At 27.9% G+C, this 23,376-nt stretch carries 30 protein-coding genes and 1 riboswitch; of the genes, 9 read left to right on the forward strand and 21 right to left on the reverse strand.

The features are described 5' to 3' along the window. Window positions 1–10: 10 nt before the first annotated feature. The 3 genes from ABIV_RS11995 to ABIV_RS12005 are packed head-to-tail and all read right to left on the reverse strand — an operon-like array spanning window position 11 to window position 1,753. Window positions 11–1,054 (reverse strand): hypothetical protein, encoded by a 1,044-nt coding sequence (locus tag ABIV_RS11995; protein ID WP_114840115.1) that lies wholly within the window; start codon window positions 1,052–1,054, stop codon window positions 11–13. Window positions 1,055–1,063: 9 nt separating this feature from the next. After that, the gene (locus ABIV_RS12000; RefSeq protein ID WP_114840116.1) at window positions 1,064–1,501 is read right to left on the reverse strand and encodes a prepilin peptidase; all 438 of its coding nucleotides are present in this window, start codon (window positions 1,499–1,501) and stop codon (window positions 1,064–1,066) included. Between the two features lie 54 nt (window positions 1,502–1,555). After that, window positions 1,556–1,753 (reverse strand): hypothetical protein, encoded by a 198-nt coding sequence (locus tag ABIV_RS12005; RefSeq protein ID WP_114840117.1) that lies wholly within the window; start codon window positions 1,751–1,753, stop codon window positions 1,556–1,558. A gap of 70 nt (window positions 1,754–1,823) precedes the next feature. Then, a riboswitch (cyclic di-GMP riboswitch) is annotated at window positions 1,824–1,904 on the reverse strand. Window positions 1,905–2,072: 168 nt separating this feature from the next. Between ABIV_RS12005 and gatC the strand changes: the two genes are divergently transcribed. Beyond that, window positions 2,073–2,363: an Asp-tRNA(Asn)/Glu-tRNA(Gln) amidotransferase subunit GatC gene (gatC, locus tag ABIV_RS12010; protein ID WP_114840118.1), complete on the forward strand. Its 291-nt coding sequence runs from the start codon at window positions 2,073–2,075 to the stop codon at window positions 2,361–2,363. Window positions 2,364–2,378: 15 nt separating this feature from the next. Next, window positions 2,379–2,720, forward strand: a complete 342-nt coding sequence (locus ABIV_RS12015) for an arsenate reductase family protein (RefSeq protein WP_114840119.1) — start codon at window positions 2,379–2,381, stop codon at window positions 2,718–2,720. A 13-nt stretch (window positions 2,721–2,733) separates the two neighbouring features. Here the strand turns inward: ABIV_RS12015 and ABIV_RS12020 are convergent, their stop codons facing one another. From ABIV_RS12020 to serB, 4 genes are all read right to left on the reverse strand, one after another. Continuing rightward, complete coding sequence (locus tag ABIV_RS12020) at window positions 2,734–3,516, reverse strand: hypothetical protein (protein WP_114840120.1); 783 nt, start codon at window positions 3,514–3,516, stop codon at window positions 2,734–2,736. 90 nt (window positions 3,517–3,606) lie between these two features. Continuing rightward, the gene (locus ABIV_RS12025) at window positions 3,607–4,959 is read right to left on the reverse strand and encodes a class II 3-deoxy-7-phosphoheptulonate synthase (RefSeq protein WP_114840121.1); all 1,353 of its coding nucleotides are present in this window, start codon (window positions 4,957–4,959) and stop codon (window positions 3,607–3,609) included. A gap of 97 nt (window positions 4,960–5,056) precedes the next feature. Next, window positions 5,057–6,058 (reverse strand): transaldolase, encoded by a 1,002-nt coding sequence (locus ABIV_RS12030; protein WP_114840122.1) that lies wholly within the window; start codon window positions 6,056–6,058, stop codon window positions 5,057–5,059. Window positions 6,059–6,187: 129 nt separating this feature from the next. Continuing rightward, complete coding sequence (gene serB / locus ABIV_RS12035) at window positions 6,188–6,808, reverse strand: phosphoserine phosphatase SerB (protein ID WP_114840123.1); 621 nt, start codon at window positions 6,806–6,808, stop codon at window positions 6,188–6,190. A 66-nt stretch (window positions 6,809–6,874) separates the two neighbouring features. Here serB and ruvX point away from each other — a divergent pair, with 66 nt between their 5' ends. The 3 genes from ruvX to ABIV_RS12050 are packed head-to-tail and all read left to right on the forward strand — an operon-like array spanning window position 6,875 to window position 8,542. Next, a complete protein-coding gene (gene ruvX, locus ABIV_RS12040; RefSeq protein WP_114840124.1) occupies window positions 6,875–7,255 on the forward strand; it encodes a Holliday junction resolvase RuvX in 381 nt (126 codons plus the stop codon). A 49-nt stretch (window positions 7,256–7,304) separates the two neighbouring features. Then, complete coding sequence (gene nrtS / locus ABIV_RS12045; RefSeq protein ID WP_114840125.1) at window positions 7,305–7,697, forward strand: nitrate/nitrite transporter NrtS; 393 nt, start codon at window positions 7,305–7,307, stop codon at window positions 7,695–7,697. Next, entirely contained in the window at window positions 7,679–8,542 is an 864-nt protein-coding gene (locus tag ABIV_RS12050; protein WP_114840126.1) for a methyl-accepting chemotaxis protein, read from the forward strand. Before nrtS ends, ABIV_RS12050 begins: the two co-directional genes overlap by 19 nt. A 22-nt stretch (window positions 8,543–8,564) precedes the next feature. Here the strand turns inward: ABIV_RS12050 and ABIV_RS13810 are convergent, their stop codons facing one another. Further along, a complete protein-coding gene (locus tag ABIV_RS13810; RefSeq protein ID WP_162918017.1) occupies window positions 8,565–9,692 on the reverse strand; it encodes an HD domain-containing phosphohydrolase in 1,128 nt (375 codons plus the stop codon). Continuing rightward, window positions 9,670–10,020, reverse strand: coding sequence for a holo-ACP synthase (gene acpS / locus ABIV_RS12060; RefSeq protein WP_114840128.1), 351 nt, complete (start codon window positions 10,018–10,020; stop codon window positions 9,670–9,672). The genes ABIV_RS13810 and acpS overlap by 23 nt, the downstream gene beginning before the upstream one ends. A 30-nt stretch (window positions 10,021–10,050) precedes the next feature. Between acpS and ABIV_RS12065 the strand changes: the two genes are divergently transcribed. Next, entirely contained in the window at window positions 10,051–11,010 is a 960-nt protein-coding gene (locus ABIV_RS12065; protein ID WP_114840129.1) for an ABC transporter permease, read from the forward strand. A 19-nt stretch (window positions 11,011–11,029) separates the two neighbouring features. Continuing rightward, the gene (gene panC, locus ABIV_RS12070) at window positions 11,030–11,851 is read left to right on the forward strand and encodes a pantoate--beta-alanine ligase (RefSeq protein WP_114840130.1); all 822 of its coding nucleotides are present in this window, start codon (window positions 11,030–11,032) and stop codon (window positions 11,849–11,851) included. Between the two features lie 19 nt (window positions 11,852–11,870). Here the strand turns inward: panC and ABIV_RS12075 are convergent, their stop codons facing one another. Continuing rightward, window positions 11,871–12,305 carry an META domain-containing protein gene (locus tag ABIV_RS12075; protein ID WP_114840131.1) on the reverse strand — a complete coding sequence of 145 codons (435 nt, stop codon included), beginning with the start codon at window positions 12,303–12,305 and terminating at the stop codon, window positions 11,871–11,873. Between the two features lie 156 nt (window positions 12,306–12,461). Here ABIV_RS12075 and rimO point away from each other — a divergent pair, with 156 nt between their 5' ends. Both rimO and tilS read left to right on the forward strand, forming a co-directional pair. Then, a complete protein-coding gene (gene rimO / locus ABIV_RS12080; protein WP_114840132.1) occupies window positions 12,462–13,814 on the forward strand; it encodes a 30S ribosomal protein S12 methylthiotransferase RimO in 1,353 nt (450 codons plus the stop codon). A gap of 1 nt (window position 13,815) precedes the next feature. Then, entirely contained in the window at window positions 13,816–14,805 is a 990-nt protein-coding gene (gene tilS / locus ABIV_RS12085; RefSeq protein WP_114840133.1) for a tRNA lysidine(34) synthetase TilS, read from the forward strand. On the opposite strand, the gene ABIV_RS12090 is transcribed toward tilS, so the two are convergent. The 11 genes from ABIV_RS12090 to ABIV_RS12140 all read right to left on the reverse strand — a co-directional run bounded on the left by ABIV_RS12090 (window position 14,798) and on the right by ABIV_RS12140 (window position 23,371). Then, window positions 14,798–15,061 carry a hypothetical protein gene (locus ABIV_RS12090; RefSeq protein WP_114840134.1) on the reverse strand — a complete coding sequence of 88 codons (264 nt, stop codon included), beginning with the start codon at window positions 15,059–15,061 and terminating at the stop codon, window positions 14,798–14,800. The genes tilS and ABIV_RS12090 overlap by 8 nt on opposite strands. Beyond that, window positions 15,037–15,396, reverse strand: a complete 360-nt coding sequence (fliS, locus tag ABIV_RS12095) for a flagellar export chaperone FliS (protein ID WP_114840135.1) — start codon at window positions 15,394–15,396, stop codon at window positions 15,037–15,039. Before fliS ends, ABIV_RS12090 begins: the two co-directional genes overlap by 25 nt. 71 nt (window positions 15,397–15,467) lie before the next feature. Next, entirely contained in the window at window positions 15,468–17,099 is a 1,632-nt protein-coding gene (gene fliD / locus ABIV_RS12100) for a flagellar filament capping protein FliD (protein WP_114840136.1), read from the reverse strand. Window positions 17,100–17,110: 11 nt separating this feature from the next. After that, complete coding sequence (locus tag ABIV_RS12105) at window positions 17,111–19,255, reverse strand: FlgK family flagellar hook-associated protein (RefSeq protein ID WP_114840137.1); 2,145 nt, start codon at window positions 19,253–19,255, stop codon at window positions 17,111–17,113. Window positions 19,256–19,313: 58 nt separating this feature from the next. Further along, window positions 19,314–20,024, reverse strand: a complete 711-nt coding sequence (locus tag ABIV_RS12110; protein WP_228254303.1) for a flagellar basal body L-ring protein FlgH — start codon at window positions 20,022–20,024, stop codon at window positions 19,314–19,316. Further along, window positions 20,011–20,442, reverse strand: coding sequence for a hypothetical protein (locus ABIV_RS12115; RefSeq protein ID WP_114840139.1), 432 nt, complete (start codon window positions 20,440–20,442; stop codon window positions 20,011–20,013). Before ABIV_RS12115 ends, ABIV_RS12110 begins: the two co-directional genes overlap by 14 nt. A gap of 1 nt (window position 20,443) precedes the next feature. Beyond that, the gene (locus ABIV_RS12120) at window positions 20,444–20,968 is read right to left on the reverse strand and encodes a flagellar basal body-associated FliL family protein (protein WP_114840140.1); all 525 of its coding nucleotides are present in this window, start codon (window positions 20,966–20,968) and stop codon (window positions 20,444–20,446) included. 2 nt (window positions 20,969–20,970) lie between these two features. Next, complete coding sequence (locus ABIV_RS12125; protein ID WP_228254304.1) at window positions 20,971–21,468, reverse strand: MotE family protein; 498 nt, start codon at window positions 21,466–21,468, stop codon at window positions 20,971–20,973. Between the two features lie 9 nt (window positions 21,469–21,477). Further along, a complete protein-coding gene (locus ABIV_RS12130) occupies window positions 21,478–21,882 on the reverse strand; it encodes a hypothetical protein (RefSeq protein WP_114840141.1) in 405 nt (134 codons plus the stop codon). A 3-nt stretch (window positions 21,883–21,885) separates the two neighbouring features. Beyond that, window positions 21,886–22,146, reverse strand: coding sequence for a flagellar biosynthetic protein FliQ (locus tag ABIV_RS12135; RefSeq protein WP_114840142.1), 261 nt, complete (start codon window positions 22,144–22,146; stop codon window positions 21,886–21,888). A 1-nt stretch (window position 22,147) separates the two neighbouring features. After that, complete coding sequence (locus ABIV_RS12140; protein WP_114840143.1) at window positions 22,148–23,371, reverse strand: hypothetical protein; 1,224 nt, start codon at window positions 23,369–23,371, stop codon at window positions 22,148–22,150. Between the last annotated feature and the right edge of the window lie 5 nt (window positions 23,372–23,376).

Raw genomic sequence — 23,376 nt, forward strand, 5'->3', positions numbered from 1 at the left:
ATATATCCTATTAATAAACTAATTCAATCTCTGGTGTTTTTGCTGGAACAACTTCAGTAATTAATCTAATATATCTACTTGCAGGTGTACCATTATCAACAATATCATAACCAGTAACTCTCACTCTTACTATTCCATTTGCTATGGCACTATCATTTAAAGTAATAATATCCATGTCTAAAGGTAAATTTGAACCTGAAGGTCCGATAATATCGAAAATTCCATCTGAAAGATGATTTATTTGAGTTGTCCAAGTTGAGTAATCATTTCCTAAATAAGTTCCTAATAAACAAAGTGGTGTTTCTGTTTTACCATTTTCAAAATTAATACTTTGGCTTGAGAGATATATATCATTTAAAAGATTACTATAATGAGAAAATTCACTTTGTCCACTTGTTGTACAGCCAGGCAAAGAGGCATTACAACTATCAACATCAAAACCTAAATCAGAGAAATCAAACTTATTACTTAAAGCAAAAGAACAATCACAGTCACAATCTGTAATAACAGGATAAAAAGTGTCTTTATCAGAAAACTGCCAATCTGCAGTTAAAGAGTAATTCATTTCAATTGCATCACCAATATTAAAAACTCTATCATTGATTGCAAAAGGAGCTAAGCCTGAAGAGTAAGAAGTTGTAGGAGTTGGCAAATCAACACTTGTAATAGTTGCCCTTGATTCAACATTTAATGTTAAAAAATCTAAATCTAAAAACTTTAACCAAAAAGTCTCTTCTTGATAGTTATTAATTGTAGCCGTTACAGTATTTGGCTCAGAAATAAAATCCCAGCTATAAACAATTTTATCTTTTATTTCACTTCCTAATTTTGTTTCAAGAAGCATTTCATTATAGATATTTTCTGCTGTAGTAGTATTTTCTTCAATTTTTACATAATATTTTGCAAGAGTTAAAACTGCATTGTCTGTTATTTTTTTAAGATTATAATATTTATCCCTTGCTTGCATATTATCACTTATAGTTGCACCTAAACCAATTAAAGCAACAAATAAAAAAAGTCCTAAAAGGATTTGGTCAATAAATGCTTTTTTCATTTTCATTCCTTAGAATAGATTGGGATATATTTTGAAATATATCATCAAATCAACTATGATTACAGAACAAAACATAGCTGGTGCCATAGGAGCAACTCTTCTTTTTAAAAATAGTTGTTTATAAACTAAACTCATTGTTTGTACTAAACCAGTAATCACCAAAAAGACTGCAAAAGGCTTTAAGCCAAGATATAAAGCGATAACCATCATATACTTTATATCTCCACCACCTAGAATTTGAGTTCTATTTAAAAGTAATACTATGATAAAAAAAAGTAATACTAAAAGACTCAAAACTATAGAGCTTATATATATTTTCGATTCTAAAGTTCCAAATATTAATAGCATTAAAGTCATTGCTAATAAAATATTATTTGGGATTAAAAACTTTTTACAGTCTAAATAAGAAAGAAATGAGGAAAATATATAAAAGACTATAGTAAACATAATTCAAGCCTTTTTATACAAAAGAGAAGAGAATCTCTTCTCTTATCACTAAAATTAGTTACCTGCAGCGTCACCTGTAACTTCTGTAATTTTAGATGTTGCCGAAGTTTTAACTGTCTCAGTTTCAGTACCAATCCAGCTATTTAATCCAACTACTGCACCTACACCAACGATAACAAGTAGTAAAGTTACAAGAATTTTATCCATTGCACCTTTTTCACTTTTTAATCTTCTTTTTAAAAACTCTAACATAATAATCTCCTTACTTAAAAGTTTAATTTAATGTCAGATAGTGAAATTGCAACATATTAAATCTAATATTATTTGCAACCCGGCTATCTTACTTACAACAAGACCCGTAGCTTTCCGTCCTTACCTCACGATAAGTTTGGCTAGTTAATATAGTTTGTTAATTGAATTGTCACATAGTAAAACTTAATATTACATAAAGATAGTATCATAAAAGTAACATTTTTGGTGTTTATCTATATGAATATTATTTTTTATATTTTAAAGCTTTTAAAACAGTTTTTTAGGTATAATCGAATAATTTTACAAGCTAAGGAAAGTTATGACTGTAGATGATAAACTAATTGATAAACTATCAAAGTTATCAAGCTTAGAGATTGAAGATTCAAGAAAAGAAAGTCTTAAATCAGAACTAGCTGATATTATCAATTTTGTTGAAAATTTAAATGAGATTGATGTTTCAAATATTGAAGCTACTTTCAATACTGTTGAAGGTGGAACTCCATTAAGAGAAGATGAAGCAAAACAAGATTTAGAACTATCAAAACATATCTTAGATAATGCTCCAAAAAGTGAAGATGGATATTTCATCGTACCAAAAATCATTGAGTAAAATAGGAATTAAGATATGATAAAAGTTTATGGAATAAAAACTTGTAATTCAGTAAGAAATGCATTAAAGTTTTTTAAAGATAATAATATTGAAGTAGAATTTTCTGACATAAGAAAAGAAGCTCCTTTAGCTGAATCAATCACAACTTGGGTTGAAAAAGCTGGAATAGATATAGCTTTTAACTCAAAGGGAACTAAATATAGAACGCTTCAACTAAAAGAGTTAAACTTAGATGATAAGGGAAAACTTGAGTGGCTTATTAAAGAGCCTATGCTTTTAAAAAGACCTGTTATTGAATATAATGATGATGTAATGATAGGTTTCAATGAAGAGATTTATAAAGAGACTTTTTTATAGTCTCTTTATATATTTAAACTTTTTTTTCTTCTTTTTTTTCAGCTTGATTATTAATTAGATATTCATAAGTAACAGATATAAAGGCTATTACAAGAACTGTTATAAAAATATTTAATAAAGAGTATAACATAGAAAGTTTTTGTGAAATTAATGCCATTAAAAATTCAATTACCAATCCATAAACAAAACCAAGTAAGGTAGCTAAAACTAAAGGTATTACTATTACGGTAAAAAAAACTAAAGTCTTATGATTCTTTGTTAAAGCTAAAGAATCATATAAGCCTATAGGCTTATCAACTGCAATTGTTGGAAAAGCTAAAGACATTCTTGAAAATAGAACTAATACAGAAACTGCAATAACTACTACACTTATAATGGCAAAAATATTTGATACTAAAGAGCCGAATAATACTTCAATAATTGGCTTTGATAATAATAGAACTCCATATAATATAAGAGCAAATACAATTAAAAAAACTGTCATATAAATTACTTTTAATATAAAAGAAAACTCTCTTTTTGATAAAGTTAAAATTCCAAAAGTTGGTGTTTGATTTTCAGGTAATAAAAGTATTCTATGAACTGTAATTGAGACCAAAACACTAATTAAAAAAGAGATTACAATTAAAAAAAGAGATAAACCATTATTAATATTTAAATTAACAATTTGCATATCAGAAGGATAATAGTTTTCTATTATTGTTAGGATTATAAAAGGAATAAGTAGAGCTTTTATTAAAATATTTTTTTTCTCTAATAATAAATCTAGTGCTCTTTTGAATATCTCTTTATACATACAATATCCTTTTGAAAAGTAATTGAAATTATTATATGATAAAGAGTATTAAAATATAAAGAAGAGTTTTTACTCTCCTTTATAAAAATATTAAGATCTCGCTTCTTTTAATGTTTCAGCAATCATAAATGATAATTCTAATGCTTGGTCAGCATTTAATCTTGGGTCACATTGAGTATGATATCTACTTGCTAGACCTTCAGCTGTAATTGCTGAACTTGAACTTCCTGTACACTCTGTTACATTTTGTCCTGTCATTTCAAGGTGAATACCACCTGCATAAGTTCCCTCTGCTTTATGAATTTGGAAGAATTGTTTTACTTCTCCTAAAATAGCTTCAAAATCTCTTGTTTTATAACCATTGTCCGTCTTGATTGTATTTCCATGCATTGGGTCAGATGACCATAATACATTTTTACCTTCACTTTTTACTTTTCTAAGTAAATTAGGGAAATTGTCTGCTATTTTTTCATTACCCATTCTAACAATAAGGTTTAATCTTCCAGCTTCATTTTCTGGATTTAGAGCATCGATTAATTTAATTAGTTCATCCTCTTTCATAGAAGGACCAACTTTACAACCAATAGGGTTTTTAATACCTCTAAAGTATTCAATATGAGCCCCATCAAGTTCTCTTGTTCTATCCCCTATCCATAACATATGTGCTGAACAGTTATACCAATCATTTGTTAGAGAATCTCTTCTTGTTAGAGCCTCTTCATAGTTTAATAATAGAGCTTCATGAGAAGTATATAAAACTGTTTCTCTTAATTGAGCTGTATTTCCAGCAGTAATTCCACATGCTTGCATAAAATCTAAAGTTTCAGAGATTTTATTAGCTAATTGCTCATACATTTCACCTAATCTATTATCTTTTACGAAATCAAGGTTCCATGAATGCACTTTACTTAAATCAGCCATTCCACCTCTTGCAAAAGCTCTTAAAAGATTTAGTGTTGCTGCACTTTGATTGTAAGCTTTTAAAAGTTTTTTTGCTTTTGGTATTCTATCTTTTTCTGTAAAATCAATATTATTAACAATATCACCTCTATATGAAGGTAATGCTATTCCATTTATCTCTTCAAAATCTGCACTTCTTGGCTTTGCAAATTGACCTGCTACACGACCTACTTTAACAACTGGACAACCACCAGAGAAAGTTAAAACTACAGCCATTTGCATCATTACTTTAAATAAATCTTTTATATTGTTTGCATTAAACGAAGTAAATGACTCAGCACAATCTCCACCTTGTAAAAGAAAAGATTTTCCATTTACAACATCTGCTAATTGAGCTTTTAAATTTCTAGCCTCTTCCGCAAAAATTAAAGGGGGATAAGAAGCTAATTCAGTCTCAACTTTTTTTAATTTATCTAAATCATTGTAAGTTGGTTGCTGTTTGATTGGGAAATCTCTCCAGCTATTCGGATTCCAAGCTTTCATTATATAACCTTTATTAATATTAAAATTGGAAAAATTTTATCCAAAATGAACTTAAGTAGAGTGGAAAATAGTAGAGATTAAAGTAGTTAAAACTACTTTAATCTGCTTTTTTTGCAAGTTTGTTTAATAAATCAGCGAAAGAGTCTTTAAATGATTCTAAGCCATCATTTAATAATTGTGTATAAACTTCATTTACATTAATATCTTTTGATTCTAATGTTTTGAAATACTTATTGCAATCTTCTTCACTAATAATTTTAGAAGGAGTTTTTTTACCATTTTCTAACCAATCTTCAATAGTAGCTAAAGGTGCAGTATTTACAGAATTTGGATAGATTAAAGTATCAATATAATAACTTGCAGGTAACTCATCACCTTTTACACCTGTACTTGCAAATAGTGTTCTTATATTTTTATTTTTAAATTTTTCAACTTCATGGTAACATTTAGTTGCATTGATAATTCCAAGTTTAGCAGTTTCTAAACCTTTTGAAATCATTTTATTATCACACATTCTATCAAGTCTTGAAACAAAAACAGAGATTACTGCTTTAATATCTTTATTAGAAGCTTTAATACCCGCATCTAAAGCTTCTGCACATTTAATTGCTTGTTCAGGAGAAAAAATAAGAGTTGCATTTACATGAATACCAGCACTTGTAAGCTCTTTCATTGCTTCATATCCAGCTTGGGTTGCAGGAACTTTTATCATTACATTATCTGCGGCAATTAATGAATTTAATCTCATTCCCTCTTCAATAGTACCTTTTGCATCATCACAAAGTGTTGGGTCAACTTCAATAGAGATAAACCCATCATTATTATCAGTTAAATATAAATCATTTAAAAGCTCAGCAGCTCTTCTAATATCAGAAACTGCTAATTCCTCATAAATTGTTTTTGGTTCATTTGCTTTTAACATTTGAAGTTGTTGGTCATAAGCAGCTGAATTTGTAATTGAAGATTCAAAAATTGCTGGATTAGAAGTTGCTCCATGAATTACTTCATTTCTAATAATATCTTGAAATCTATTTTCTAAAAAATCTCTTTCTATAAAATCACACCATAAAGAGTAATTTATATCTTCTTTTAAACTCATATTTTCTCCTAAAAAAGATTCCCATTTTTTAGGGAACCATTAAATTTATTTCTTCTTTTTAGCCTAGGAAATAAATTCCTACTAAAAGAAGTAAAAACTAAAGAGCGTTAGAAAACGCTTTGTTACTTGTTATATATAATCTAATATTTTTGTTAAATCTTTCTCATCAACTATAATATTAGCTTCTTTTTTTAATATATCTTTAGCACAAAATGCAACTTTTTTTGCTGCATAGGGGAACATAGAAACATCATTTGCTCCATCTCCTGCTACTAAAGTATCCTCTTGTGATACACCAAGCATTGATTGAACTCTTTGAATCATATCACCTTTACTAAAACCAAACATCATATCTCCACCAACAAGACCTGTCAAAACTCCATCTTTTTCATGTAAAATATTTGAAAAATCTGCATCTAAGCCTAGTTTTTCTTTTGCTGGAGTTGTTCCAATTCTAAAACCACCAGAGAAGCAAATTACTTTATAATCTTGTTTTTTTAGCTCACTAATTAAATCAAAAGCTCCAGGCATAAGTGGTAAATCTTTACAGATCTCTACAGCTTTTGCATATTCTAAACCTTTAAGTAAAGATACTCTTTCCACTAAAGATTCAAAAAAGTCAAGCTCTCCAGCCATTGCTTTTTCAGTAATACTTGCAACTTTTTCTTCTAAGCCTAAAGGCTTAGCTAAAAAGTCTATTGTCTCTCCATCCATTAAGGTTGAATCGAAATCAAATACAGCTAATTTCATATATGTTTTCCTAGTTTTATTCTTTTAAGGTTATAATATTATCCAAATTTTACTAAAGGAATCTGATTGAAACTAGCTTGCATTGATATTGGTTTAAAAAGAATTGGAGTTGCAATTTGTCTTCAAGGTGACATAGTTACGCCTCTTCCAGCTATTTTAAGAAAAAATAGAAACCAAGCTTCAAATGATGTTTTAAAGACTTTAAAAGAGTGGGAAATTGAGAAGCTAGTTGTAGGATTTCCAAGTGCAAGTGAAGATATGCAAAAAAGAGTAAAACATTTTGTAACACTACTTGATTTTGACAAAGAAATTACCTTTCAAGAAGAAAATATGAGTTCTATTGAAGCCCAAGATTTAATGAAAGGTAATATCAAATATAAAAGAGATGGAAGAGTAGATTCTCTTGCTGCAAAAATTATTTTAGAAAGATATTTAGTAAACACTTAGTAAACACTTTTTTTGTTAGAATGCTTCTTAGTTTAAGTGAAGGAATATCTTGACAAGGCTAAGACTTATAAGCTCAATTGCATTCTCAGAATCTCTAATAAAAAAAGCTCTAAAAATTGCTTTTGTTGTTGGTATTATTTTAAATCTTATTAATCAAGGAGACAAAATAGTCTCTTTATTATTTAATGAAATCAACTATTTTAAATCTATTCTTACCTTTTGTGTTCCTTTTTGTGTCTCAATGTACACAGCAATTAGTATGAAGCTTAAGTTCCAAGTGGGAGAAAAAGCAGCAGAGCATGTCCTTTTAAGATGTACTAATTGTAATGGCTGTCTTGAAGTAAAAAAAGACCAAATAGTTCCATTTTGTTATAAATGTGCAGAAAAAACAAATTGGAAGCTTACCTCTTTTAAGGATAAAAAATGTCAACACAAGAAATAGATTCGCAAGTATTACAAACCCTATTACAAAAAGCTAAACTTTTAGACGAATTAAAAATTGAAGACTCTTTAAATATTGCTCAAAACATAACAAACAATGCAAAAAATGTAAATAATGCTTCTAAAACAAGATTAACTGAAATACAAAATATTGAATCTTTAGTAAATGAGTTTATAGAGCGTTCAAACCAAATCCAAATACTTTCTGAAAACTCACTAGAATCATCAAAAGTTACTTCAAATGAGAGTGAAAATGTAATTATTTTAGTAGAGAAACTTTTCAATCTTATTAATGATATGTCTACTACAATTGATGAATTTTCATCTATAATTGAGCAACTTAATGAAAAAAATGAATCAATTACAGAGTTAGTACAAGTTAACAATAAAATCTCAATGCAAACAAACCTTTTATCTATAAATGCTGCAATAGAAGCTTCAAAAGCAAAAGAGTATGGAAGAGGTTTTTCTATTGTTGCAAGTGAGGTAAAGAAATTAGCTAACTCTTCAAAACAATCAACTTTAGATATTGGAAATGAAATAGATAAAATCACATCTATGACAAAATTTGTTTTAACAAAAAAAGAAGCTGTAAAAGATTTAGTAAAAAATAGTGTAAATCTTTCAAAAGAGGCTATTGAAAAATTAAAATCTTTAATTGAAGTAGCAAAAGAAAATAGTACAAACTCTGATACAATATCTTGTAATGTAAATGAACAATTACAAAGTTCTGATACTATAAAAGATAAAATAACTCATCTTGTAGAGGATACAAAAAAAGCTATTGATGGTTCTCAAAATAATATAAATTTGGGAGAAAATTTAGTAGAGAACTTAAAAAAATAAAAAGAAGAAAACTAACTTCTTTTTATTTGTCTTGATATTTTAATCTTACCTCATTTATTTCATCAAAATTCTCAAAAAAGATATCTACTAATTTAGGGTCAAAATGTTTACCTCTTTGCTCTTTGAAAAATTCAAAAATCTTTTCTAAAGGCCAAGCTTTTTTATAAACCCTATCACTACCTAAAGCATCAAATACATCAGCAATTGCAGTTATTCGCCCAAAAATATGTATTTCATTCTCTTTTAATTTTCGAGGATACCCTGTACCATCCCATTTTTCATGATGTTCATGTGCAACAATTGCTGCCGCTTTTAAAATAGGCTTTTCTGAATTTTTAAGCATTTTGTAACCTAAACTTGCATGCCCTTTCATAATTTTAAATTCTTCATCAGTAAGTTTTCCTGGTTTATTTAAAATCTCATCTTTTATACCTACTTTTCCTATATCATGCATAGGAGAAGCTAATTTTAAAAGTTCTGTTTCTTCTTTTGATAAGCCATATTTTAAAGCAAGTATTTCAGAATATATTGCAACTCTTTTTACATGATTCCCTGTCTCTTTTGATCTAGTCTCACCTATAGCTCCCATAGTATAAACTACATCTTTTTGAATATCAATAATCTCTTTTTCAGCGTTTAAAACTTCTGTAATATCTGTAGCATAAGCTAAAATATATCCAATCTTTTTAACTCCTCTAAGATTTATTAAATAAACTTTTTTATCACTACTTTCATACTGTATTGTAAAAGTTTTTTCTTCATTTATTATCTCTATTGGATTTTTTATTTGTTTTGAAAAGTTACTTATATTTAGATTTTTTTTAGCTGGTTCATTTTTAAAAATTATATTTGAAGTTTTATCCAAAATCATTACAGGTTCAGGATTATATTTAGGTAAGTACTTTAAATAAATAGTCTCTAAAGCTATTTTTCTATTTATATCAAAAATCCTATAAATAGTACAATATCTAGTAACACCAGTATAACCTAAAATAACAGAGAAAATTGTTAGTAAAGTAAAATTACCAACTAAAGAGTAAGAAAATAAAAGTATTGCAATAGCGATTCTTAAGTAGCTCTCTTCGCTACTCATGTTACATACTCTTTTAGTGTTATACTCTTCTATTTTATTTTTTAATATTGTGAACAACTGCAATGGCAACTCCTTGATCATGCGTGATTGAAAGATATGTTTTTTTTATTTTATACTTTTTTTGTAAAGCCTTTGAGTACTTCAATTTAGGAGCCCCATTTTTTTTCTTTTTTATCTTTAAATCATGAAAAGAACACTCTTTTCCAATACCTGTACCAATTGCTTTGCTTGCTGCTTCTTTTGCTGCCCAAAAACCAGCTGCTGTTTCTACTCTTTTAATTAACGCTATCTCTTCTTCATCTAAAAATCGTTCATATGCTTTTATACCAAACTTTTCATACATATTTTTAATTCTATCTATAGAAGCTATATCAATTCCAATCATTTTTAACCTATCTCTTTGTATAATTCTTTCATGAAAATATTTTTACGTAAATTATTATATCTAATCATTATGCTATTTATTATAAGCCTAATCTCTTTTGTAGCAATAAATTTAGCACCAAACTCTTTTTTTGCAAGTGGAGAGTTGAACCCTAATATTACAGAAGAGTCAATTGCTCAACTTAAAGCTATTTATGGTTTAGACAAACCTCTTTATATACAATATTTTTCATGGGTAATGGCAATTTTACAACTTGATTTTGGAATCTCTTTTGCAAGTGGAGAGCTTGTAAAAAATGAAATTTTACAAAGAATTCCTGTAACTTTAACAATCAATATTATCTCTATGTTTTTAATATTTGTAATCTCTTTATATTTAGGTATTAAAGCTGCTTTAAATAAAAACTCTTTTTTTGATAGATTTGTAAGTCAATTATCCCTTATTAGCTTTTCAATGCCTTCATTTTATTTAGCTTTGATAGCTATAATGATTTTTTCAATATATTTAGAACTTTTACCTATAGCAGGACTTCACTCTGTGCCTGATGATGGAAGTTTAACTTACTATTTAGATTATGCTTGGCACTTAATTTTACCAATTTCAATTATTACTTTCGCAGGAATTGGTAGTTTAACTTTATATGTTAGGTCACTTGTAATAGAGATATTAAAAGCAGACTATATTTTCTTTGCAAAAGCAAGAGGATTAAAAAAGAGTCAAATTTTAAGATACTATATCTTACCAAATCTATATCCACCAGTTATAACTCTACTTGGTTTATCTCTTCCTGGAATAATTGGTGGAAGTGTTATTTTAGAATCAATTTTTTCAATAAATGGAATGGGTTTACTCTTTTTTCAAAGTGCTTTGAGCCATGACTACCCAGTAATTATGGGTATTTTAATCATTGGAGCACTACTTACTTTACTTGGAAATATGATTGCTGATTTAATACTTTTAAAACTAAATCCAAACTATGATGCAAAATAATTAACCTTAAGGAAAAAATTTGAATATTTTAAAAACTATTGAAGAATTACAAGAAGTAACTGCTTCTAACAAAAATAAGACTATTGGTTTTGTTCCTACAATGGGAGCTCTTCATGATGGTCATATCTCTTTAATAAAACAAGCTAGAAATGAAAATGAAATTGTTGTAGTTTCAATCTTTGTAAATCCAACCCAATTTCTTCCAGGAGAAGATTTAGATGCCTATCCAAGAAAGGATGAAGCAGATAAAAAAATTTGTCAAATATGTAAAGTTGATTATATTTTTATGCCAGAAATCTCTACTATGTATACAGACGAAGAGGTTTTAATCAAAGCTAATAATAATAGTTATGTCTTAGAAGGAAAAACTAGACCAGGTCACTTTGATGGAGTTCTTCAAGTTGTATTAAAACTGTTTAATTTAGTTCAACCAACTCGTGCATATTTTGGTAAAAAAGATGCTCAACAATTAACTCTTATTCAACAAATGGTAAAAAATCTATTTCTACCAATTGAAATTGTACCTTGTGAAATTGTAAGAGAAAAAGATGGTCTAGCTCTTAGTTCTAGAAATGTATATTTAAGCCAAACACAAAGACAAAAAGCCCTTTTAATTTCAAAATCACTATATTCTGCTGCATCACTAGTAGGGAAAGGTGAAAAGTCTTCTGAAGTAATTAAAAATAAAATGTATGATGTTATGCAAACTTTAGAAGTAGAATATGTGGCAATTGTTGATAGAAACTTTAATGAAATAGAAGAGATTCAATTAAAAAACTCTATTATTCTTGTAGTTGCAAAATTTGGAAATACAAGATTACTTGATAATATTTGGCTTTAAGCTATTTTAGGGTGTACTATTAAAAGTACACCGCTTTAAATTTTGCTATTTCTTCTTTATTTTCATTAAAAAAAGTCATAGTTTCACCACTAATTTTATAAGTTCTTGTTTCAAATAGTACTTTAGAAAAAGCATCTTCTGTTTTCATATTTGGACACATCATCTTTGTACTTGCTACGTTTATAAAACTTAATGAAGAGTCTTTTTGCTCAAACTTTCCAAAAAAGTTATTACAGCCTAAAGCTCCATTTACTTGATTATTATCTTTAAATTTTAAGTGTGCTTCTTTAACAAAAACTTCTACTTCTTTACCATACAAACTATTTACTTTCCAATATGTATTTAGTAAAGAAACATTAGGCTTTATTTCTACTTTCTCAACAGTTGTATTACTACAAGCTGTAAAAAATATAGCCACAACAAAAAGTCCCAAAAAAATGATTTTATTTAACATGATTACTCCTTTTTTAAATTTTGAATCATCTTTGAAAGAGTAACATAGAAAAATGATTTATAATATTAAATTAATATAAAATTTTCAGCAAATCTAATTTACAAAATTTTCATATTATGCTAAAATTCGCAAAAAACTTTATAAAGATACAAAAGAATGAAATTTACTGAAACAAAACCTACAAAAACTTTACATTTAGTAAGTCTTGGATGTACAAAAAACTTGGTAGACTCTGAGATTATGCTAGGAAAATTAAAAGAGTATGAAATTACAAATGACCCAACAATTGCTGATGTAATTATTGTAAATACTTGTGGATTTATTGATAGTGCAAAAGAAGAGAGTATAAATACAATTTTAAATCTTCATGATGAAAGAAAAGAGGAATCAGTTCTTGTAATGGCTGGTTGTTTAACTCAAAGATATCAAGAAGAACTTCAAAAAGAGTTACCAGAAATTGATATTTTTACAGGAGTTGGAGATTATGACAAAATAGATAAACTTGTAAATGAAAAAAGATCTGCTTTTACTGATGAAGTATTTTTATTAAATGAGACAAATGACAGAGTAATTACTGGTTCTTCTTATCATGCTTATATCAAATTAAGTGAAGGATGTAATCAAACCTGTTCATTCTGTGCAATTCCAAGCTTTAAAGGTAAACTTCATTCTAGAACTTTAGAATCTTTAATAAAAGAGGTAAAAAATCTTGTATCAAATGGTTATAAAGATTTCTCTTTTGTTTCTCAAGACTCTTCTTCATATTTAAGAGATTTAGGAGAAAGAGATGGTTTAGAAAAACTTGTTGAAGAAGTTGAAAAAATTGAAGGAATTCAAAGTGCAAGAATTCTTTATCTTTATCCAAGTACAACTTCTCTTTCTCTAATTGAGAAGATCAAAAACTCAACAGTATTTGAAAACTATTTTGATATGCCTTTACAACATATCTCTTCAAATATTTTAAAAATCATGAAAAGAGGAAAAGGTGTAGAGAAGTTAAAAGAGCTTATGAACAGTATGAAAGCTGTGCCAAACTCTTTTGTAAGAACAACTTTTATTGTAGGACATCCAGGAGAATCTCAAGAGGATTTTGAAGAGTTATGTAAATTTGTAAGAGATTATAAATTTGATCGTGCAAATGTTTTTTCATATTCTGATGAAGATGGAACTGCTGCTTATGAGATGTTAGATAAAGTTCCTCAAGAGATTATTGATGAAAGAGCTAACTTCTTAGGAGAGATAATTAAAGAGACTACAATTCAATCTTTAGAACAAGAGATTGGAAATGAAGTTGAAGTTTATGTTGATGGGGAAAGTGAAGAACATGAATATCTATTAAGTGCAAGAAAAGTATCTTGGGCACCTGATATTGATGGAGAAATTTATATCAATGATAATGAACTACTAAATGAAGCTGGAGAAGCAAAACAGATTGAATTTGGTGGGAAATATACTGTAAGAATCACTGAACTTGTGGGAGATAAACTTTTAGCAACAGTTATTAAATAAAATGCAACTTTCATTAAATCTAATCAACACTCAAAGAAATCTACTAGCTTTTTCTGCTGGTGTTGATTCTTCTGCTTTATTTTTTATTTTACTTGAAAACAATATTCCTTTTGACCTTGCTATTGTTGATTATAATTATAGAAAACAATCAAAAGAGGAAGTTGCATATGCAAAAGAATTAGCTTTAAAATATGATAAAAAGATTTATATAAAAGAGAGTTCTTTTGAAAAACTATCAAACTTTGAAAAAAAAGCACGAGATATAAGATATAAATTTTTTGATGAAATAATTAATGACCACTCTTATGAAGCATTAATTACAGCTCATCAATTAAATGATAAATTAGAGTGGTTTTTAATGCAATTTACTAAGGGTGCTGGTTTAAATGAACTACTATCATTTGAAGAAGTATCAAAAAGAAAAAACTATAAAATTTTTAAACCTTTAGTTAATATCTCAAGAGAGACTTTACTTAACTATTTAAATAAAAACAAAATCAAATATTTTATTGATGAATCAAATAATAATGAAATTTTTAAGAGAAACTATTTTAGAAGAAACTTTTCAAATAGACTACTTAAAGAGTTTGAAACTGGTATTAAAAATAGTCTTATTTATTTAAATGAAGATTTAAAATCCTTAGAAAAGAAAGAAGTTTTACTTTACAATAAAGAAGAACTAGAAATATTTGAAAATAGTAAAGATGATAATCTAAATATTAGAATAATTGATAAAAGTTTAAAAAAAAGAGGTCTTTTATTAAGTAAAAAACAAAGAGAAGAAATCATAAAAGAAAAAGAGCTTGTAGTTTCGCATAAAATAGCTATAAGTATAGAAAAAGAGTTTATATATATTTGCCCTTATCTTACAAATTTAACCCTAACAAAAGAGTTTAAAGAGCTTTGTAGAATAAATAAGATTCCTAAAAAATGCAGAGCTTATATTTATAGGTTTGAGTTGCTTGATTCTATTTTAAAAAAGATTAAGTAAATTTTCTAACTTTTCTATTTTCTATCATATCTTTTCTCGTTTGCTCTTTATGTTCTTTTAAAAAGTTGATATTTTTATAAAAAAGTTCTTGTAGTTGCTGTAAATCAGAAAGCTCTAAATCGAAGTTACTAATATCTTCATTAGATAAGTATTTATTATACCAGTTTACAAGAGCATCAGCTCTTTCATATGAGTCTAATGAGTCAATATAAATTAACTCATTTAGAGCAGTTAAAGACCTGTCTCTTCTTTCCATGCGTCAATCAAACCTTGAACAACTTTCATTACCTGTTCTACTGCAGTAATATTATCATCAATTCCTGCTGTGAAAAGTGTCTCAATCTGATATAAGTATAATCCATCTAGATAATAAGATACATCTCCTCCATTATCAAAATCAAGGACATTTCTTAATTCATCAAAAATTGCAACAGCCTTATTAATATTAGTGAATTTTAGTTCTATATCTCCAGTTTCCATTGCATGTTTCACAAAAGATAAATACTTCAAAGTTCCTTCATATAACTTTAATACAAGCATATATGGATCGTTAGATACTGCACCTTGTTGTTGATATGCTTCAATTCCCATTAAATTCTCCAGTTAATATTAAAAAAGTATATTATAACTTTACTTAAGTAGAACTAATCTAAGCATAAAAATTATGATGCTGTAGATTGTTGTATCATAAGTTTTAAACCAGAGAATTGTGCTTCAAATTGCGTAATAATTGCTGTATAAGAAGCAAACTGTTGTGCTAAAAGAGAATATTTAGAATCTAAACTCTCTTGTGCTTTAGTCTTCTCTTCCTCTAAAGTATCTTTTCTTTTTAAAATATTTTCTTGATATTTTGATAATATTCCATCAAAAGAATCTAAAGCATCAACATACTCTTTTAATTGAGTCCCTAAACCTCTACTTTCTGCTGTTCCAACAAATAAAGATCTTAAATCTTCTAAATTATTTTCTACTGCTTCATTAAAAGTTTCTGTATCTAACGTAAGGAAACCACTTTTATCAATATTTAGACCAAAGTTAAACATATTTAACTCTTTGTTATCTCCATAAGAATCAAATAATTTACTTTTAATTCCTTCCATCATACTTCTTAAAGCAGATCTATCTTGAATTGGACTATCTGCTGAATATAGTTCGTTATCAACTAAACTAGCTAACTCATTATATTTTGTAACAATATTTTCCACTAAAGATGATAGGTTTACAGTATCACTTTGTATTGAAATAGTTGAAGATGAGTCTGCTGTATCAACTTCAACAGCAGTAATTTTTAATCCACCTACAACTAAAACATTTGATGATACATCATAATCAATCCCATCTACAGAAGCTTGTAAGTTTTGTGCTTTAACTGTATTATTTGCTGCATCATTTAATCCAAGGTCAAAACCTTGTTGAGTTATTGTAATTTTGTTATCTAACCCAGTATCAGCACTTTTAATAACTAATCTGTTAGTATCAGTTCCTACACTCTCAATTGAAGCACTGTAGTTAGAGTTTTTACTTATATCTTTTGCTAAATCTTCATAGCTTTTACCAACAGTTGAATATTTCTCCCCTAATGATAGACCTATTGAAGTAGTTAAACTTTCTGTAATAGTTAAAGGAGTTTTTTCATCTGCAGAAGTAATAGACAATCTACCTGATAATGTAATTTTTGCATTTAATTCACCATCAGCATTAATATCATTTATTAAGTCTTGATATGTAGTTGTTGCTGAAACATTAAATGTTTTATCAACTCCATTTAGATTAATAGTAATACTTCCACCATTTGCATCAACAATATCACCCACTGCGACTGTTGCATCACTTTGATAAACAGGTCTTCCAGCTTGAGTTAAAACAAGCATATCTCCTGCATCATTACCACCTGCAACTTGTTCTGTTTTATCTGCAAATGTATTTGTTTGATATACATCTTTTTGAGCAAGTTGGTTTATTTTAACAGTAGTTGTACCTTGGTCAATATTACTAACATCTACAGCATCAAATATTGCTGAAGAACCTGCAACACTTGCACTTTTTTGATCAAATGCATTTACTCCAGTTGAAACAAATAAGTCAAAAGGTTTTAGTGTCTCTAGCAGTTCATTTACTTTTGCCATAATTTCAGCTAATTTTTCGCTTTCTCCACCCTCTTGAGTAATTTTCTCAAGTCTGCTTTCAATTAGTCCTACAGTAGACTTTCTTTCTGCTTCTTTTAATTTTTCAAGTAATTCTTGATTTAATCCTGTTGAACCTGCGCTTCCTAATCCTAAAATACCTTCAGCCATGACTTCCTCCTTTACATTCCAAGAAGTGTTTGTATCATTTCATCAACAGCAGTAACAATTTTTGCATTAGCTGTATATGCTGCTTGAAACTTCATAAGGTTTATCATCTCTTCATCTGGGTCAACTTTAGTTAATTGCTCAAACTTAAATTGTACAGCTTGAAAAACTGTAGCTTGAGTTTCAAATAAAAAGTCATTATTTTCTTTATCAGAAGAGATATTTACTCTAATTTCCTGAAAGAATTCAGAAAGTGATGTTGCATTTATACTAGATCCATCTTGTGCAAAACCATCAAATTCTATATCTTTTTTCCATTGCATTGTTGACATATAATCTAAATCTACTTGATCTAAATCATTAACTGCATCTGCATTAAATTTTAAAGACATTACGTCCATACCACTAAATAAATTTAAATTTTTAATTTCTCTATCACCTGTATAATTATCAGATGCCACGTGCCCATAAATATAATCACCATCAGCAGTTGTTTTAACAAACTTATCAAATAAATCACTAAGTGATCTTGCAAAATTATCTAATTTTTCTTTATAATCAATAATCTTATTATTTGGAGAGCTTGTAGTTAAGTTCTCTGTTTGAGCTTTTAAAATTCCTGATTTAATATTAATTTCTTTATCATAAACTGCTAAATATACTTTATCTTCACCATCTTTACTTGAATACTCATTTCTAAAAAGTGAATCATTATTTTTAGGAGTATCAACAAATCCAATTGATGTAGTTAGATTATCTGTTACAGTTATCCCTTCACTAGGATTACTTTTATTTCCTATAATTAAATTTCCACTACCATTTAATTCAGCACTTAAATCAGGGTCAGCATTAATACTATTTATTAAGTCTTGATATGTAGTTGCTGGACCTACAGGGAATACTTTATTTCCAACACCTGGTACATTTATAGTTATGTCTCCACCTGCTGGGTCAACTAGATCTGTTGGTAATACAGAGTTTGATGATTGAACCGTTGGATTTGATGCTTCTTCAACGACAATTCTACCTTGAAACTTTCCATCTTCACCATGATTTCTTGCTTCTAATAATAAGAACTCATCTCTTCCCATATTATCAACAATATTTCCATCTTTATCAACAGAATAGTCTCCATTATAAGCAATTACTTGCTCTGAAATTTTAGGATGACTATTAACAGCAAAAGATAAAGCTCTAATATAGTTTGTTTCATCAACTGTATCGGCTACTCCATCTCCATCAAAGTCAATTTCATATTCATTACCTTGACCATCTGTATATTTATTACTACCAATTTGAATTGAAACTTCATATTCATTATTAAATTTATATGAAATTTTATCTCCAATTCCAATATCATGGTTTTCACCAATTAAGTCACCTGGTTTTCCTGTAGCTGGATTAGTTGAGAATCTATCTACTTGTGGACTAAACTCTTCTACAAGATTTATTTCACGAATATTAGTATTATATCTAACTGCAACTTCACCACCAACTTTTAGCATATATTCATTATTACTTCTATCAACTTCAATATCTACGTATTGTGATAGTTCTCTTTCTAATTGATCCCTTTTATCTAATAAATCATTAGAAGCTTCGACATGTTGGCCTAACTGTTGATTTACTGCACCAATTTCATTAATTAGATTATTTACTTTTTTTACGTTTTCTTCTAATGAAATTTTTGTTAATTCTTCTTCTTTTTCTATTCCTTTATAAAGGTTTTGTAAAGAATCAACTAATACTTGTCCTTGAGTTTTATAAGTAGTTCTATAAATTTCTGAACTTGGGTTTGTTCTTAGATTTTCTATAGCTTGAAAATATCTATCTAAATCACTTGAGAAACCACTTTCGTCAGTTTCTGTAAACATTACTTCAATATTTCCAACTAATTTAGAAACTGCACCATAGTAATTTGATTTTGTATTTTCATTCATCATATTATCATACAGATATTGTGAAGTAATTCTATAAGCGGTATCTGCTCTAACTCCACGACCCGTAAATCTTGAGTCAATTAATTCAAGTTCACTTAATTGTACAACTCTTTTTTTATACCCAGGAGTATTTTCATTAGCAATATTATTTGAAACATTCTCAATAGCTATTTTAGAGGCATTAAGACCACTTTGAGCCACATTTAATGACTTTAACATATATACTCCTTTTGCAGATAATTTTACAAATTATCGCATTACATTTCTTAAAATTAGATTAAAAAGGCCAAAATGTTTTAATAATTCTCATTCCCCAAGGAACTTTCATTACATCTTGTTCTTCACCATCTTTTATATAAAGAATCTTTAAATTAGCAACTTGTGAAGATGAAACAGAATTTTCAGGAGTTATATCATAAGGCCTAATTACTCCACTTAAAACTAAAGATTGTTTTTGACCATCAATAAGCATCTCTTTAGTTCCACGAATTAAATAATTACCATTTTGATAAGTCTCTTCTATAATAGCAGATACATTTGTAGAAAATGTTTCACTAAGATTTGTTTTAACTTCTCCCGTATTTGAGCTTGTACTCTCTGTTCCAAAATTAACTCCTGCATAAGAGTTAAATTTATCAGCATACTTTTTAACAGAAGAAGCAAGAGGAACATTTGCATCCATTTGAGAAATTAATCCACCACCTAAGTTAGCATTTCTATCAGAACTGATCTCTCTTTTATTTTTTGTATTAGAATTTAATGATTCACTAATTCTAACTTGAATGATATCACCAATTTGTAAATCTTTTTTATCAGCAAATAAAGAAGGTCCTCTCATTGAGTATAAAGAACCTTTTTTCTTTTGAACAACTGGTTGTGTTTTAGGAACTTGTAAAGTTGGTTTCTCAAACTTAATTTCTGGTTGTTCTACACATCCAGTTAAAAAAATAGGTAAAATTATTAGTATTAGATATTTACTCTGCATCATCAAACTTACTCTCTACTACATATTTTAAATCTATAGCTATTTTTACATCTTTTAAATCATTTTTAATTAAAGCTGTACTTCCATATCTAACTTTTAAAGCATCAAGATTTGTTCCTACATCTGCTACTATTAATACCCTATCCGAAATAATTTTTACATCTTGAATATTTCTTTGACCAATTAAATCAACAGCAGTTTCAACTTCTCTATAAATTATTCTCTCTAATTTATTTTGCATTGCTTTTTTATTGTCTATTTCAATAGCTTTTAATTTTTGTTCTTGCTCTTTTTGCTGTTGTATTGCAAACTCATTACTCATATGAAAGTAATAAGCAATAAACATAATTGCAACTGCTACAGCAGATGCTAATTTAATTAGAAGTCTTTTTTTATTATTTGTTTTAACTGCTACTATCATTTTACTTGATTACAAATGTTGTAAATAAAATATTTTGAACACTATTTCTTTTAATATCATCATTACTTGAAGTTACTTCATTAATAATGTTGTTAATATCTTCTAAAAGCTCTTCTTTTAAAAGTGCTTTACCACCAACTGTTAATAGCTCTTCTGAACTTCTAGAACTAATTTGTGCAATTACAGCATCTACTATTTCAGGTTTATACTCTTCAACAATTGATTCAATTGATGGTTCTGTACTTTTTAGATGAAAAGATAATTTCATTAGCTTCTCTCTACCTTTTGCATTCGTAATATTAAGAACTAAATCATTTATTGCTGCTTTATAAGTAGCATTAGTATTACCTGACTCTTCTTTTTGCACTTGTTGTTGTGATTGCTGTCCATTTAGAACACCACTACTGAATATTAAATATCCACCAACACCTACTGCAAGTAGTAAAATAACCACTAGTGCGATAAGCACTACCATTAATCCTTTTCCACCACCAGGTTTTTTTACTTCGTTATTTTCTTCTGCCATAATTACCCTTCGTCTTGATTTTTAGCCCTATATTCTTTTAACATTAATGTTAGTATTGCTGCATTTTTTGGGCTTAAAAACTTCATTAATGATGTTACATTATTTTCTTTTAGTCTTAAGATTATATCAAAAACATCTTCAACTTTTCCATTATTAATCATCTCATTAAAAATAGAAGCTGCAACCTTTGGTTTCATTTTATTATATATCTTTGATGTTTTAGCTTCAACTTCACCATTTATATCTTGAAGCAGTTGAAGATTCTCATTTCTTATTTTTTCTATTGCTTTTTTTTCTGTTTCAACTTTTTTTATTAAATCAAGAAGCTCTTTTTTTCTTTCTTGATACTCTTTTTCTTTTTTATTATAAAAAGTATTTAACTCTTTTTTTAACTCTTTTACTTCAATTTTTTGTTTAATTAAAGCTGCACTAGTTACTCTCTCTTCTTGTGCATTTAATACTATAAATGAAATTAAAAATAAAAATACAACTCTTATCACCTTTACTCCTTATCCACTTATGTATTTACTTTGTATATATTCTTCTGAAGCTTCCATTTCAGCTTTTATAATTTTTAATTGTTTTTCTTGTTTTAATTCATCTAAAATGTATTCAAATTGTTCTGTCTCTTTTTGAAGTTGAATAATCTCTTCAATTATTACTTCCATCTGCCGTATAAGTCCAATTTTTTCATTTTCTAACTTTCTTATATGCTCTTTCATTGTATTTTTATGCATTGCCAAAACTGAAAAATCTGAGATTGCTCCAAATTTTTGAACACTTGCAGTATTTATTTGAGTTTGAGTAAGCATAATCTCGGCATCAATATGATTAATTTTTGCCTGAAGTTGAGCCCTTTGCATAAGTTTTTGATCAGTTTGAGTTTTTTTTAAATTATATAATTTATCAATCATACTTTACTCTCCAAAAACTAATATTAAATCCCAAAGATCCTTCGTATATGTTGTAATATGATCTCCTACCCAAGGTAAAGTTATTAAAACAAAAATAGATACAACAATAATCTTAGGAACAAAACTTAATGAAGCATCTGATACTTGTGTAACTGCTTGAAAAATTGAAATTATAAGTCCAATTACCATACTTACAATTAATGACGGTAATCCTAAAATAAGAATAATTTTTACCGTATTTTCAGCAATCCCTATTAAATCCATACTAGTCTTTAACTTTAATTGTAATTTCTAGTGTTTTATTATTTAATAACTGAGTAATTAATTTTGCAATTTCATCTGCATTTGCACTATCTACACTTAAGTTATTTGAATTATTTGAAGCTACTACAGAATTTTCTTTTTTCTCTTCACTCTCTTTAGTAATAGTTAAATTTTCAACACCATCAAGTGCAGCTAAAATCTCATTTTCACTTAATGTATCAAATTCTGAAAACTGATCTGACATTTTTTCTCCTTGAGTACTAATATTAAAATCTTCATCAATACTCTTTTCATCATTAATTATATTATCTAAATTATCATCAAAACTCAAATCTTTTAATGGGTCTACTTCATTTTCTTCAATCTTATTATCTACAGTTATTTCTGATTCTTCTATCTGATCCAACACATCCTGTAAATCACTTAAATCATCATTATCAATAGTTTTTTCATCACTTGTTAATATTTGTCCTTGATGACTCTCTTCTAATTGAACTAATAAATCATCTAAGTTAGAAGAAGGATTAAAATTTTCATTCTCTTCTTTTAGTTGATTCTCTTTATCTTGCTTTTCAGCAATTTCGATTTCTTCAACTTGGTTTAAAATATCAGCTAAAGCTTCTTCATCACTTATTTGAGGTCCTTCTTCTTCAAAAAATGGATCATCATCTTTAGAAGAAGCTAATAATGCACTTAATTCATCATCCAGCTCAATATGTTCTTCTATTTCATCTGAAGAAAACTCTTCTGGCTCAGCATTTATTTCATATACTTGTTCAATTTTTAAATCTTCTGAAGCATTACTATTTGAATCTTCTTCATACGCACCTTCAACAATTTCTATAATAGAATCTTGAATATCTTCTATATTCTCTTCTTTACCAAGAACTGAATCTAGTCTTCTTATAATATGTTTTGAAAGTTCTTCAATAGAATCAACTGATACATCTCCAATTCCATGGTCAAGTAAATATTCTTGTTCTATTCCGTCTTTTGGTTTTAAAAATTTTATTTTATCAGTTAATATACTCTTTTTTATTATTTTTGAATCATCAATTAAGTATATATTATTAGGGTTCTCTTCTATGGCATTTTTTAGTTCATTTAAAGTATTTAACTCTTTAATTTCACCTCTATCATCAAGTCTAAACTTTATATTAGAATGTCTTAAAACATCATTGATTTCATTTTTAAAACTATCACTACCGTAGATATATATAGTCAAAAGAT

This window comes from Halarcobacter bivalviorum, assembly GCF_003346815.1.
GTDB classification, from domain to species: domain Bacteria; phylum Campylobacterota; class Campylobacteria; order Campylobacterales; family Arcobacteraceae; genus Halarcobacter; species Halarcobacter bivalviorum.

Excerpts from the sequence above, each read along its gene's own strand:
- gatC (WP_114840118.1), top strand. The coding sequence starts at position 2,073 with ATGACTGTAGATGATAAACTAATTGATAAACTATCAAAGTTATCAAGC.
- serB (WP_114840123.1), bottom strand. The coding sequence starts at position 6,808 with ATGAAATTAGCTGTATTTGATTTCGATTCAACCTTAATGGATGGAGAG.
- ABIV_RS12135 (WP_114840142.1), bottom strand. The coding sequence starts at position 22,146 with ATGGATTTAATAGGGATTGCTGAAAATACGGTAAAAATTATTCTTATT.
- ABIV_RS12065 (WP_114840129.1), top strand. The coding sequence starts at position 10,051 with ATGAAAATATTTTTACGTAAATTATTATATCTAATCATTATGCTATTT.
- ABIV_RS12115 (WP_114840139.1), bottom strand. The coding sequence starts at position 20,442 with ATGATAGTAGCAGTTAAAACAAATAATAAAAAAAGACTTCTAATTAAA.
- ABIV_RS12120 (WP_114840140.1), bottom strand. The coding sequence starts at position 20,968 with ATGGCAGAAGAAAATAACGAAGTAAAAAAACCTGGTGGTGGAAAAGGA.
- acpS (WP_114840128.1), bottom strand. The coding sequence starts at position 10,020 with ATGATTGGAATTGATATAGCTTCTATAGATAGAATTAAAAATATGTAT.
- ABIV_RS12025 (WP_114840121.1), bottom strand. The coding sequence starts at position 4,959 with ATGAAAGCTTGGAATCCGAATAGCTGGAGAGATTTCCCAATCAAACAG.
- fliS (WP_114840135.1), bottom strand. The coding sequence starts at position 15,396 with ATGGGAATTGAAGCATATCAACAACAAGGTGCAGTATCTAACGATCCA.
- fliD (WP_114840136.1), bottom strand. The coding sequence starts at position 17,099 with ATGGCTGAAGGTATTTTAGGATTAGGAAGCGCAGGTTCAACAGGATTA.
- ABIV_RS12110 (WP_228254303.1), bottom strand. The coding sequence starts at position 20,024 with ATGATGCAGAGTAAATATCTAATACTAATAATTTTACCTATTTTTTTA.
- tilS (WP_114840133.1), top strand. The coding sequence starts at position 13,816 with ATGCAACTTTCATTAAATCTAATCAACACTCAAAGAAATCTACTAGCT.
- ABIV_RS12105 (WP_114840137.1), bottom strand. The coding sequence starts at position 19,255 with ATGTTAAAGTCATTAAATGTGGCTCAAAGTGGTCTTAATGCCTCTAAA.
- ABIV_RS12030 (WP_114840122.1), bottom strand. The coding sequence starts at position 6,058 with ATGAGTTTAAAAGAAGATATAAATTACTCTTTATGGTGTGATTTTATA.
- ABIV_RS12005 (WP_114840117.1), bottom strand. The coding sequence starts at position 1,753 with ATGTTAGAGTTTTTAAAAAGAAGATTAAAAAGTGAAAAAGGTGCAATG.
- rimO (WP_114840132.1), top strand. The coding sequence starts at position 12,462 with ATGAAATTTACTGAAACAAAACCTACAAAAACTTTACATTTAGTAAGT.
- ABIV_RS12130 (WP_114840141.1), bottom strand. The coding sequence starts at position 21,882 with ATGATTGATAAATTATATAATTTAAAAAAAACTCAAACTGATCAAAAA.
- ABIV_RS12075 (WP_114840131.1), bottom strand. The coding sequence starts at position 12,305 with ATGTTAAATAAAATCATTTTTTTGGGACTTTTTGTTGTGGCTATATTT.
- ABIV_RS12090 (WP_114840134.1), bottom strand. The coding sequence starts at position 15,061 with ATGGAAAGAAGAGACAGGTCTTTAACTGCTCTAAATGAGTTAATTTAT.
- ABIV_RS12000 (WP_114840116.1), bottom strand. The coding sequence starts at position 1,501 with ATGTTTACTATAGTCTTTTATATATTTTCCTCATTTCTTTCTTATTTA.
- ABIV_RS12015 (WP_114840119.1), top strand. The coding sequence starts at position 2,379 with ATGATAAAAGTTTATGGAATAAAAACTTGTAATTCAGTAAGAAATGCA.
- ABIV_RS12020 (WP_114840120.1), bottom strand. The coding sequence starts at position 3,516 with ATGTATAAAGAGATATTCAAAAGAGCACTAGATTTATTATTAGAGAAA.
- ABIV_RS11995 (WP_114840115.1), bottom strand. The coding sequence starts at position 1,054 with ATGAAAAAAGCATTTATTGACCAAATCCTTTTAGGACTTTTTTTATTT.
- ABIV_RS12050 (WP_114840126.1), top strand. The coding sequence starts at position 7,679 with ATGTCAACACAAGAAATAGATTCGCAAGTATTACAAACCCTATTACAA.